Origin of the sequence: Rothia sp. HMSC065G12, assembly GCF_001811455.1 — a bacterium.
GTDB classification, from domain to species: Bacteria; Actinomycetota; Actinomycetes; order Actinomycetales; family Micrococcaceae; genus Rothia; species Rothia dentocariosa.
On the sequence record NZ_KV804818.1, the window covers coordinates 115266 to 127574 of the forward strand.

Consider the following 12309-nt stretch of genomic DNA (forward strand, 5'->3'; position numbering starts at 1 on the left):
AGGTACACATGAACAACATTTATACAGCCCTCCTAGCTTGCCAATCCACTCTAGAAGCTTCACACAGCTCCAAAGCTTACTGACAATTTAAACCTAACAAACCCGGAAGCACACAGTCAAGAATAACAACCACTTAAAGTAATTTAAGATTATATAAATAAATAATTATTTTAAATCTATTTTTTGGGTAAAATATACCAGTCGCCAATCAAAACTTCTATTCAGCTTGGCATACCAAGGCAGAACTGTAAATTCAAAAGGAAACTTTCAAAATTTAATGTCGTTATTTATACACCTAGAATTGAACACGATGCACAGGGTAAGGGGATACAAATATTTTTAAAAAATTTTCCTACACAACCTACAGGCCTAAATTTATACATTTATTCTAAATTTATTTAAGTCAGTGAACTAAATTAAGTTTATTTTATATGAGAGTATTAATTTACTTGAGTGTCATCGAAGCAAAAACAAGCCTCGCACGATGGAGAATACCCGGTGACATAAGCCCAGAGATTTGCGGAACGCCTCGGAGAGTACTCACCAGCACTTGATCTGAGGACTATACGTTCGATGACGACACAGTAGCGGTTAATTTAACGATTGAGCTGCTTATCACTCTTGACAAGCTCCCCACTAGGTGATTTCCTAGTCGGGACTATCAGAGAGTATCCCTTGAGGGTGCGGATGATCTAGTGGTTACCTCTGCCACTATACAAGTGAAGGTTTGTACGGTGGGGTATGGTTTTAGAATCCACCTTTACAGGCAGGTAAAGAGCCTTTATTCTCCGTGTCTTGGGCAGGGTAGAGTTTCTTCACCTTCAAACCTCCACATTATTCTACGTCCCCTTAGCATGTTTGGGGTAGTAATCCGTAAATATTTTGACTAGAAACAACTCAAATAAATAACTGTTTCAACGTTGTGTTTATACCAATAACTTCAAGGCGCGACGAGCCGCTTGCAGCCCACACATACCATGAACCCCAGCTCCAGGAGGCGTAGACGCCGAACAAAGATACACGCCCGAAACCCCCGTCGCATAGGGATCTGCGGAAAATATTGGGCGCGCTAGTAACTGACGCATATCTGTGGCACCACCAATAATGTCACCACCTACATAATTTTCGTTATAACCCTCCAGCGTCTCAGTAGAATACGAGACTGAATCGACAATAATGTCACGAAATCCCGGCGCATAACGCTCAATCTGCCGCACAATATGTTCAGTAACATCATATGGGTATCCTTGAGGAACATGCGCATAAGCCCACACAGGATGGTGCTCACCATCAGAGCGGCTAGGATCCGCCAAATACTGTTGCCCGACAAGCACAAAAGGACACTCATATAGGTTCCCTTTCACCGCCTGCTTTTCTGTAGCAGCAATCTGCGAAAGCGTACCGCCCAAATGCACCGTGCCTGCCTGACGTGCAGCTTTATGAGTCCACGGGATATGGCCCCTAATCACAAAATCTACCTTAAACGCCCCCGGCCCAAAACGGTATGCCTGATACGCACGACGCTGCCTCTTCGGTAACCGATCCTTCAAAATCTCCGCTGCAGCATGTGGTGAGGTATCCAGCATAATGATATCGAATCCTGTAAGTTGTTCTATTGAGGTAATACGGGTATTGCAGGTAATTTCTCCACCATATGAAGACAGCTCAGCTACCATCGCATCAGCTATCGCTCCACTGCCTCCAACGGCAACAGGCCAACCGGTAGCATGAGCAGCAGCTGTAAGCATCATCCCTACTGCAGAACTCATGGGAGTATCAAGCCGCGTGATTGCATGCGCAGCTATGCCACCAAAAAGGGCGCGGGTAGCAGGTTCACGCCAACGATATGCCGATAATTGAGCAGGAAGAACCGCATTAATACCAAACGAAAGAGTCACTAAAGGATGTTTGGGAATATTCAAGACGGGTCCCAGAAGATCCTGCGCTATCTTGTTAAAGTTGCGTGCTAAAGGACCAAATGTTGCTTTCCAGATCTTCCCATCACGTCTCAAACCTGCCGCAGTACGATCAATGTCGCGGTACAACACACCGATACGATCCTCATCTACAGGATGGGCTAAATCCACCTCAGGCAACGCGAAACGAAGCCCATAACGGCGCAAGTCAACATTGGTGAAGAACGGGCTAACTGATGTAAAAGGGTGGACTGCAGAGCACATGTCATGAATAACCCCTGAACGTAATTGCTCATGGCTACGCATACCGCCACCTGGAGTACTAGATGCCTCAAACACATGTGCCTTGACACCTTGTTGAGCCAATGTAATCGCGGCAGCTAACCCATTTGGACCACTACCGACTATTGCTGCTTCCATGTCACCTTACTTCCAAGATTTATCTCTTATACACGCTGCCCTACAGACATGTCTTACAAAAAGCTAAATGAAAAGAATAGATTAATAAAAAGCTCCCAGACCAAGCGTTTAAGCCGCTGAGAGTGAACAAGTCCTAATTATGCTTTCGTAATATTTTAAAGGTCAACCATGAGGGTAGTTCATACAGGACCCCTCCCCCGAGGTATATAGTAAAACTGGCTCTTCTACCTGTGTAGATTTACGACGGAACAAACAAACACCGATAACATCTGTAGATAGAGATTATCACCTATCTCACCATATCAGCATTTACCCCTCCACAGTCCTATCCTCAAAAACCTGTTATACCTTCACAAGAGTCATACCGAAGAAGTCTTAGGGGAAGATTTCAGGGTATCCCCACAAACCATCGGCCACACATTAGTTAAACTTGACAAAAACTATCAACTATTCTATAAACTACCACACCTTCCCATCCACACGATTTACTAAAGACCTGTGAAACCACGCCCACCGTAGATAGGGCACCTAGAGCATCGCCAGATATGTCTGTACAACAATAAACACCACCCTAGGGATCCAACCAATCATCAGGTTATTTACGCCTTAGAAGATGTTACAGGTGATGACCGATTGGTGCCGAGTGCGTGTCAAGATGCCTCCGCCTATCGATATCACAAGCTGGACAAATTCCTAGAATCCAGATAAAGATATGAGATAGCTAATTCCATTAGGGATTAGAGCCCATTACTACACTTGGGAGAAACACTCGGAGAGCAGCTCTACTAAGACCGAGAAAGATCTCCATTGGCAGAGCACTAACCGCTGATCAGTAATGGAAAGGGTCGTCTGCCCGCAAATTCACTCACAAAAGTACCGAACCTAACCTCATTATCAAAGAGTTTTCTCGGCGGAACGTGGCTAATCTTCTGGCTTAGAATGCTCATGAATAATCACCGACCTTTTGTAAATCGTCAGATATAAATTCATATACAAAAAGTTTCTTTGAGCTAGCTATATCGACAAATTTCTAAACCCTACATTCTGAGATTCGATAAAATATCTGTAGCATGCGCAACAGAAAAATATAATAATACAGTCTCATATATTCAAAGTTATGAAAACATTGTATACCACAGCGGGGGATACGCTAGATTCAATAAACTTTATCCAACAATCCTACCAAAAATCGAAATACTTATCATTCATCTTTTCAATCCCGATCCTACAACACCAACTATTTATAGAATTTACACAAAAATAATATAAATTAAATATTTAAATCAGATATTAAATCTTGAAGTGATTGAAGCACAAACGGATAGTAGAAACCAGTACTACCTCCCCAAGATTTTTTAGACAAAGAATACGCAGGCATTTCTTTAGATATAACAATATTATCTCGTTTTGATATTAAATTATTTAATTTATCCTCAATAATATTATTATCTCCAGGAAATGCGCGAGCTATTGAAACAGGTAACCTAGTCAGTTGAATAGCCATCTGCATAGGTGTATTTGTAAATCCAGAGGCCAATTGCATAATTGTATTAATCGACGCAGGAAATATCGCTACCGCATCCGTATATTTCTCAAGACCTTCATGCACCTGAATAGGATAATCGCTACCCCAAGAGTCTATCCATGCCTTACCATCCGTTAAAGATTTTAGCGCATCAATAGATACAAACCTACATGCTGATTCTGTCACTGAAGCAGTAACAATCAAATCATGATAAATCCTCCTAGACCAATTAATCCAATATGGTACCAAAGCAGCATTAACCGAACCGGTAATGTGGAGATGTATCCTATGAAAATCTAGAGATATTTTTTCGTCCATTATCGCACCTCATGAACCTCAGAAAAAAATTTTGGTTCAAAAGAAAAGCTACTACTATCCTGTTTATCACGAGTTGAAGTCGCAATAAGAAACTGGTAGTTTATTGAATCCGTATTTTGCAACCGAGAATTAAGAATAGAAGACACCATTAAATAACTCTCACTACTCTTTATAAAATCAAAAGTTGCACCGTACGATACCATATTTACAATCGAACTTGCTAAATCAAAATTCGCTTTTACATACCTACTATTTGGATTCCAGATGGTAGATAATAAGGTAGAATCATTAGAAGATATCATCTCTTCCCATGTACCCCATTGACCCTCATCATTCTGTTTTGTCCTAGTCCTGTATAAGATATGATGATTTGAAGTTCCTGGGGTAGGTGCAAAAAACCTCCACTGCGGTATATCCCAACCTGGCGAAAAATGATTTATAGGGGGAACCAAGGTATCTGGCGTGTTTTGAAATACAGTAAGTGTTATATGGTGGACTAAAACCCCATAAATTAGAGAATCAAAAAAATTACTTTTCAAGAACGTTCCTAACTTCACGCGCTAATTCCCAGGCAAATTCAGGATGCCCGATAATAGAGTAATGTGTGCTCTTATCAATTAAACTAAACGGAATACCAAAATCTTCCGCTAATTTCTTTTGTTGTGTCCTTCGTTCAAAGGAACTAATAATTGAAACAGCTACCTGTTGTTGCATGAGAATAGATTTTAAAGAATCTACCCTAATATTAAAATATTCACTTAAAGTAATAAATATTTCTTTAGGGTTAGCTTCAAAAAGCCTTACTGATTCCTGAATGTCCGGGCGATAGCTTGTCCTTCGGGCATATTTATCGATTCCCCACCACTGGAATCCAAAAAATCCAGCCATTGCTTTCTGAAAACACATCTGCATAAATTCTCCCTTTTGTTCAGAATCATTACGATATGCTTCAAAAAGATCCGGCTCAGTCCCATCAACAAGAATTATTTTCTCTGTCCTACTCTTAATATACGGACTATTTTCCACAGCAGTACATCCTGCCAACGCTCCTATAGAGTGACAAACAAAAATAATCCTGATATCATTGCCAACTTTCTCCTTAACAATTTTTTCAAGGGCTCCACAATTCGACAAGTTTGTTGATGTAAAACCGTGTTTAGGCCTATTATAAAATAATAAATTATAACTGCCCTTCAGAAATAGTTTTACATAATCCCATGACTCTAAAGGGGTTCCCAAGCCATTTTCAAAGACTATTAAAATATTTGAGTTTTCATTTAAGTCAAGGTTATATTCAATGGTATTACCGTCATTATCCTTTAGGAACTCATTCCCATTCAGACCAGTCCTTCGCTTATACTCATTCCTGTACCTATTAACAGTAGAAGCTATCGAAACGGACAGAACTGCTGAAGTTAGCTTAATTACTGACTTATTTAGATTATTCATTATTCTTACCCTTGATGATATACTCAACCGCAGCGTGGGCACCCATAAACCCCCAAAAGAACCTTGGAAGACCCATAGTTAAGGCAACTCCGAAATGAAACCCTTTTACCGCATGTAACAGGATTGGAACATATTTTTCAGGAAATATATATATAAGAGGGAAGGCCGATTCCCAGAGAATAGTCCCCCATGTCAGATATTTCATAACAGTCGGGTATTTCTTAAGCCTTACTGCGATTGGAGAAGAACCATACGCCTGTGTACTAAGAATTTCCTCAAGGGCAGTTCCACGTAACCACTTGCTTGATACTGCTTTTGCGATTCCAGGTACCAAATAAGATAGACAAGTTTGTGCATTTACAGATTTCAGAAAAAGATCATTTGCCTTATCATCATCTTTGATAAAAGATGTAACAAATCGATAGCTAAGTATTAATGCTCCCATTTGATCTGCACCATCCCGCCCATAATGGTTCCTGATGGAAAGTAACTTGTTATTACCCAGAACAAGTCCAGACCCTAATGCCTGAAGCAATTTCTTATCTTGTCCAGACAGTATTAGAACACATCCAGCTATATTAATGAAAGAACAATATGAGACAGTTTTGGGGGAATCGATCATTTCTACTACTTTGTGCAGTATGGAATCTTTCCTCGATCGACTTAGTTTAAGGTGCAAATTCCCCCTCAGATAACTATCATCCTGATATATACTCCTGTTAGTCAGAGTCTCCAAACTATTTAAAACTTGGCTCACAGCAACAGGAGCCAAAGAGCGGTAAACATAGTTACCTTTTGTCCTGAGGGGGAAGATGCCCATACGATTTCCTTTCTATAAATTATTCTCTTAGCAAACCAAGCAGATGGTGCTGCCAGCAACGGCCATTTCTGCTACAGCATATACCCCAGCAGGAGTGGTCATTGACGGCTGAGCACTATTCATTGCGTAATCAGCAGCACCCGGGGTAGTGTCAATTTCAATTGAATTCGCGAGATCCGAAACGTTCATCATCATTCCTTTGTTTGAACTTATTCCAGAATCATAACGATTCTGAAACTTCTTACAGAGACAGAAGAACTGGCTCTTTGTTAACTCTAACGACTCCTATGGATAAATTTCAACCTTATATTTTACAAAATATAATGTGCCTTTAATACTAAAAATTTTATTTAGAAAGTAATGGGTGTTCTTCTATTGTTGTCTCTGAGTCAGAAGATCAGTCTGCGTTACTTCCCACCAGTTGTTTCTTATCCACTGTGATCAAGTCAGCTCTAACTCTCAGTAGCCTTGGAGTGTAGCATGTTCTCAGGTTTTGGAGAACCAATAATCCAGCTCGTGATATCGGTGCGCGAAAGCGTCATGATGAGTCCGACATCGGGTTGCTGATCACCAGCGGTGTTAGATAATTTGGTGGTTCATGTCGCTCTAGTGGTGTTTACTGCCACACAAACGCATTTGGCGGTGCGCTAGTGATAGGTTGTATATAGGTGCCGTCTACAGTGATGGTCCTAAGAAGGATTAATGGGAAGACACGGTTGGTTGCAGAATCTTCAAGGGTGCTGTCTTGAGCCTCACTAATGTGTGTATGATGGTAAATTGGGGCGTTCCGAAGTCTTTCTCGGCATGATTCTGGTGCAAGTATAGTAGAGTAGGCTTGGAGGCTTTATTCACGGTGGGTCTGAGGAGGTAAGATTCGTTGTTTTTTATATCGGGGTATCCACTCATAAATCACCCTCACTATTAATGCACAAAATTCATAAAACGCAGAAGCCCAGTGAACAAAAATCCAACCACAGAATGTAAAACAGGGGTATAGAGCTACTAGCTACTCCCAACGCACACACCTAGTCCGAGGTTCTAACTATATAAGGATGAAACTACCTGTACTCTGCTCACTCGCTATCTTCTAGAGCTTCCTACAAAGCCCTACCCAAACACCACCCGGACCGTCGAGTAGCCCGAGATCGGGTAGGTGGCGTTCTCGGTGGCGGGTGCATCCGACTCGTCACCAGGAACAATACTCTTGGTTGCCTTCAGCAGCTCCTCCATGAGCAGGCGCAGCTCCAAGCGGGCCAGCGGCGCACCCGGGCAGACGTGAATACCGTCGCCATACACCAGGTTGCGGGACTGGTCACGATGCGGGTTATAGGTGAGCGCATCCTCGAACGCGTCCTCATCACGGTTGGCACTTGACCAGTTGATCGTCACCCGCGAATTCGCCGGAATGGTACGCCCGCCCAGCACGGTATCTTCGGTAGTCACGCGGCGGTTCGTCACCAGCGGGTCTTCAAGACGCATAATCTCCTCAACTGCGGCGGCGATCTCCGCATGCCCCTCCCCTAGTGACTCACGAAGTCGAGCCTGCTCCTGCGGGTTGCGCGCCAAAAAGTTTATGATAATCCCGGCGCACGCCGAAACGGTCGAAAGCTCCCCCACCGTCCAGTTGCGGATCAGGCTCACAATCTCTTCATCGGTCATAGTGCGGGGCTCTTGATCGGGCAGCTGCACGGTGTCGGTCAGCAGCTCGGCGGTCACATCCTGCGGGTTCCCGGCGGCAGCCTGCTCGCGGCGCGCGTCCAGAAGCTCACGAATATAGGTGTCAAACTCAAGGGCGACCTTGCCGATCTGTTCGCGGTCGCGGCGCAGCGTAGCCTCGCGGTTCTTCTCAATCCACTCGATCAGCGGCTTCTCAAGGCTCGCGGGCCAGCCCATGAACGCATTCTGAATACGCATCGCATAAGCCTGCGCGAACCCATCCATCACATTAACCTCGGTGCCGCGCGGCAAATCAGCCACCAGGTTCTTGACGACCTCACGGATTTTCGGCTCAAACTCCCTCAGGCGTTCGGAGGTGAAGTATTTGTCGTTCACGGCACGGAACGTTGTGTGTTCAGGCGCATCCATACCGTTTGGCACGGCGATGTGCCTCGTCGAGACGACATTCGAGTAAATTTCGGGATGATCGAGCACATGCTGCACATCGGCATTCTTGAACACGGAGTAGCCCATGAACTCGTCGTGCGCTACGGGGCAGCGACGGCGCATCTCGTCATAAGCGGCCACCTGGTTCTTCTGAACCTTCTCGCTGCGCAAATCCCAATCATTTTTTACGTTGTCTGCCACGACTTTCTGCCTTCTAAAAGTCACAGGTATGCGGGTGCCGTCAAGTATGCGCGACCGTGCGCTACCCGTGGAGTCGGCAACGGGAATATCGCGCGACAGCACCACAACCGAAGGATAGTTATAACATATTTGACACTATCACTTAACCCGCGCCCTCGCAGGATAGGAATGCCTTTGCTGAGTGGGTTTGCAGAGTGTCTAGCGGTCTTATTCTTCCGTGAGCAGGTGGTTATCGGTACGAGCAGGTCGGAAAATCCTACCTGCTCGCGTCCTAGCGAAGCCTCGCGTCTACCGAGTAGCCGCAAACGGATAGGCGGCGCCCGAGATAACGCCCGCCTCCACGTCTTCCAGGGTTTTGCCGCGGGTCTCGGGCAGGTTACGCCACATGAGCACGGCGATCAGCACGTTCACCACCATGAACCCGAAGAATGAGCCGGTCAACCCCAGCGCCCCCAAAATAACCGGGAATACGAGGGAAAGCAGACCGTTCATCATCCACCCGCAGAATGCAGAAAGACCCATGCCAACCGCGCGTACCCGAAGCGGGAACAGCTCGCTCATCAGCACCCATGTCGAAACATTCAGGCAGGTCTGCATCGACCCCACGAACCCGACCACAAGCGCCAGAATAATATAGGGACGCGCGGGGGTGCCTTCCGGCAGGAGCATAGACGCTACCCCGATCAGCAGGTGGAAAAACGCGGTCAGCGAATACCCCGCAATCACCATCGTGCGGCGGTTCACGCGCTCCATCATGCGCAGCGAAAAGACTGAGCCAACCACAGCGATAGCGCCCGGCGCGATATTCGCAATGAGAGCCGAACCCTCGTCAAACCCAGCTTCTTTGAGCACCTTAATGCCGTAGTACATGATGGAGTTAATACCGGTGAGCTGCTGCCCGGCACCCACCAAAATACCGACCAGCAAAATCCGCACAAACCATTTTTCACGCAGGATTTTACCCGTGCTACCCCTAGTCTCCGTGCCGATTTGGATGCGCGTTTCCTCAAGTGAACGCGCGATGTCCGCAATTTCGGCATCAGCACGTTCGGCGGGGCGGATGCGCCGCATAATAGCGCGCGCATCCTCGGTGCGCCCCTGCGCGATAAGCCAGCGTGGGGATTCGGGCATGCGCAGCATACCGATGAAAAGCGCGAGCGCAGGCAGGGCGCAGACGGCGAACATCCACCGCCATACGCTATCGTGTTCGCCCCAGAGGTTGCCGATGATGGCATTCACGATGAATGCGGCTAGCTGCCCTCCGACGACCATGAGTTCGTTACGCCCGGAGAGTGAGCCGCGAATTTCGTAGGGTGCAAGTTCGGCGAGGAATACGGGTACGACTGCGGATGCGCCTCCCACAGCGAGCCCGAGCATCGTGCGGCCCATCAACAGTACAGCAATGCTGGGGGTGAAGACGCATGTGAGCGCGCCCGCGATGAAGAGGACTGAGAGTCCGATGATGGTTTTGCGTCGTCCGATGGCATCTGAGATACGCCCGGTGATCATGGCTCCGAGGGCGGCAGCGAAGGCGAGGGAACCCGTAACCCAGCCTTGAATGGTGTTGTCCATACCGAGTTCGCGGCTCATGGGGTCGAGGGCACCGTTGATAACGCCGGTGTCGTACCCGAAGAGGAGCCCGCCGAAGGTTGCCACCAGCGCGATAACGCCCAGGCGGCGTGTATGTGCGCCCTGCCCGAGTGGGGGTAGTGCACTGGCGCGGTTTGGCGGCTCGGTGGTGATGCTCATGCGGGTATTTTTGTCTTTCATGAGGGGTCTTGTACGGCACAGATTGAGAGACCGCACAGTTTTAAACGCTTGCTGGCTTGGGTATATTCCCGATTAGTTATATTCCCATTTGGCTATATTTGCAGTGGCGAAGGAGATTGTTAGAAAAGCGCGATGCTTTCAGGCGCTGGGAAAATCTCGTTGAGCCGCACCAGTTCGTCATCGTTGAAACGCACACTTGCGGCCTGCGCGTTTGCGTGTACTTGTTCGGGGGTGGTTGCCCCGGCGATCACACTGGCGACGGGGTTCTGCTGTTTAAGCCAAGAGATGGATGCTTGAACCTCTGAGACCCCTAAGTCGGCACAGAATTCGCGGTAGGCATCGAGTTGTTCCCAGTCGGCTTGCGCGAGTACCTGCGCTTTGGAATGCGACAGGCGCGACCCTGCCGGGATGCTGTCACGGCGGTATTTTCCGGTCAAAAGCCCGTTGGCAAGCGGGAAATACGGGAGCACCCCCAGCCCGAAGTGGCGGGCGGCGGGAAGAATTTCAAGTTCGGCGCGGCGATCCAGCAGGTTGTAGTGGTTTTCGGCGGCGATAAACCGCTCAGTGCCGAGTGTGCGGGCGAGATGCTCGGCGTGGGCAAGCTGCCACCCCGCAAAGTTGGAGTGCCCCAGGTAACGAACCTTTCCGCTGGTCACGAGCGTATCTAGAGCAGATAGGGTTTCTTCCAGCGGGGTGTTCGGGTCGGGGCTGTGGTAGAAATACAGGTCAATGTACTCGGTTCCCAGGCGGCGCAGTGAACCTTCGACGGCACGCATGATGTATCGGCGTGAGCCGCGCGCATCCCAGTCGTTGCCGTTGAGGGTACCGGTGGGAAGCCCGAATTTGGTGACGATAATCAGGTCATCGCGGTTGAGATTGAGTTCGCGCATCGCGGTACCGAACATGGTTTCTGACAACCCGGGTTCGGCACCGTACAGGTCGGCAATATCGAAGAAGCCGATGCCCGCCTCGACTGCGGCGGCGATCACGGCGTTGGTGCCTTCCTGAGTTTGAGTGGGGGTGCCGGGGCGTCCCAGATTGTTGCAGCCGATTCCGACGGAGGGCACGACCAGCCCGGAGTTACCCAGGCGTGCATATGCGGGAGATTCGATGCGTTCCATACATTTACTCTACCGTGTTTGACAGTATGTGGTCGCAACATGACGTTCACGGCGCTCTGCAACTCCCTAGAGTAAGACCGGAAGCAGATAAAGAAGGGCCCCGACATATGCGCATATCCTGTGAACCTGCAGACTCACGGGTAGAGGCGGTCGGGGGACTCTTACACATAGTTTACACGACATGTTTTCTCAGAACAATACCCGATTTTTCCTTGTAGAATGCCTTCTCCCTCTCGCCGCCGCGTCACCTCCTCTGTACTCTTCGCGAGCAGATAACATTCCGCTATCTGCTCGTCGAAATATTATCTGCTCGCGGCTGAACTTGCGGCTAAATCAGGTGGTGGATTCAACGCACTGACCCGCACCTCCGCGAGCCCGTATGACGTATTGTTTCGCCGCATCCCACAATATTAAGCGGTTATGACCGCTCGACGACATGTGCCGACATATTCTTGCTGGCACCGCGCATCCTGCCTAAAATAAGAACGTTATCTATCCAGAGCGACCGAGAGATCTGGCTCTTAGACGTCGCAGCAACCTCGCCAGCCTCCACCCATTGGGTGGACGGACAAGGTGCTCCCGCCAGAACCGATAGAAGTGAATTCCCTTCGCGTCTTGCTAAGATTCGGCGTACCTTCGGGCACGCTTCTATCGGGTGAACACGGA

9 protein-coding genes and 1 riboswitch are annotated in these 12309 nt (G+C 47.7%); all 9 genes read right to left on the bottom strand.

Features of this window, described 5'->3' with window-relative positions; all coding sequences use genetic code 11:
• Window positions 1-926: 926 nt before the first annotated feature.
• The 9 genes from HMPREF2804_RS09495 to HMPREF2804_RS09520 all read right to left on the bottom strand — a co-directional run bounded on the left by HMPREF2804_RS09495 (window position 927) and on the right by HMPREF2804_RS09520 (window position 11643).
• Complete coding sequence (locus tag HMPREF2804_RS09495) at window positions 927-2336, bottom strand: phytoene desaturase family protein (protein WP_013398292.1); 1410 nt, start codon at window positions 2334-2336, stop codon at window positions 927-929.
• A gap of 1270 nt (window positions 2337-3606) precedes the next feature.
• Complete coding sequence (locus HMPREF2804_RS10840; RefSeq protein ID WP_083308372.1) at window positions 3607-4179, bottom strand: flavoprotein; 573 nt, start codon at window positions 4177-4179, stop codon at window positions 3607-3609.
• Window positions 4179-4718 (bottom strand): hypothetical protein, encoded by a 540-nt coding sequence (locus HMPREF2804_RS11000; RefSeq protein WP_141744383.1) that lies wholly within the window; start codon window positions 4716-4718, stop codon window positions 4179-4181. Before HMPREF2804_RS11000 ends, HMPREF2804_RS10840 begins: the two co-directional genes overlap by 1 nt.
• Window positions 4708-5628 (bottom strand): alpha/beta hydrolase, encoded by a 921-nt coding sequence (locus HMPREF2804_RS09500; protein ID WP_013398290.1) that lies wholly within the window; start codon window positions 5626-5628, stop codon window positions 4708-4710. The genes HMPREF2804_RS11000 and HMPREF2804_RS09500 overlap by 11 nt, the downstream gene beginning before the upstream one ends.
• Window positions 5621-6448: a hypothetical protein gene (locus HMPREF2804_RS09505; protein ID WP_013398289.1), complete on the bottom strand. Its 828-nt coding sequence runs from the start codon at window positions 6446-6448 to the stop codon at window positions 5621-5623. The genes HMPREF2804_RS09500 and HMPREF2804_RS09505 overlap by 8 nt, the downstream gene beginning before the upstream one ends.
• 27 nt (window positions 6449-6475) lie before the next feature.
• A complete protein-coding gene (locus HMPREF2804_RS11475; protein WP_141744385.1) occupies window positions 6476-6643 on the bottom strand; it encodes a cypemycin family RiPP in 168 nt (55 codons plus the stop codon).
• Between the two features lie 912 nt (window positions 6644-7555).
• Complete coding sequence (locus tag HMPREF2804_RS09510; RefSeq protein WP_070628125.1) at window positions 7556-8752, bottom strand: cytochrome P450; 1197 nt, start codon at window positions 8750-8752, stop codon at window positions 7556-7558.
• A gap of 288 nt (window positions 8753-9040) precedes the next feature.
• Window positions 9041-10522 carry a sugar porter family MFS transporter gene (locus HMPREF2804_RS09515; RefSeq protein ID WP_070628127.1) on the bottom strand — a complete coding sequence of 494 codons (1482 nt, stop codon included), beginning with the start codon at window positions 10520-10522 and terminating at the stop codon, window positions 9041-9043.
• Between the two features lie 119 nt (window positions 10523-10641).
• On the bottom strand, window positions 10642-11643 hold the full coding sequence (locus HMPREF2804_RS09520; protein ID WP_070628129.1) for an aldo/keto reductase: 1002 nt from the start codon (window positions 11641-11643) through the stop codon (window positions 10642-10644).
• Window positions 11644-12132: 489 nt separating this feature from the next.
• Window positions 12133-12241: riboswitch (SAM riboswitch) on the top strand.
• Window positions 12242-12309 lie beyond the last annotated feature (68 nt).

What these genes read in the sequence shown, in the direction of transcription:
- HMPREF2804_RS09495 (WP_013398292.1), bottom strand. Translation starts at nt 2,336, where the DNA reads ATGGAAGCAGCAATAGTCGGTAGTGGTCCAAATGGGTTAGCTGCCGCG.
- HMPREF2804_RS10840 (WP_083308372.1), bottom strand. Translation starts at nt 4,179, where the DNA reads ATGGACGAAAAAATATCTCTAGATTTTCATAGGATACATCTCCACATT.
- HMPREF2804_RS09500 (WP_013398290.1), bottom strand. Translation starts at nt 5,628, where the DNA reads ATGAATAATCTAAATAAGTCAGTAATTAAGCTAACTTCAGCAGTTCTG.
- HMPREF2804_RS09505 (WP_013398289.1), bottom strand. Translation starts at nt 6,448, where the DNA reads ATGGGCATCTTCCCCCTCAGGACAAAAGGTAACTATGTTTACCGCTCT.
- HMPREF2804_RS11475 (WP_141744385.1), bottom strand. Translation starts at nt 6,643, where the DNA reads ATGATGATGAACGTTTCGGATCTCGCGAATTCAATTGAAATTGACACT.
- HMPREF2804_RS09515 (WP_070628127.1), bottom strand. Translation starts at nt 10,522, where the DNA reads ATGAAAGACAAAAATACCCGCATGAGCATCACCACCGAGCCGCCAAAC.
- HMPREF2804_RS09520 (WP_070628129.1), bottom strand. Translation starts at nt 11,643, where the DNA reads ATGGAACGCATCGAATCTCCCGCATATGCACGCCTGGGTAACTCCGGG.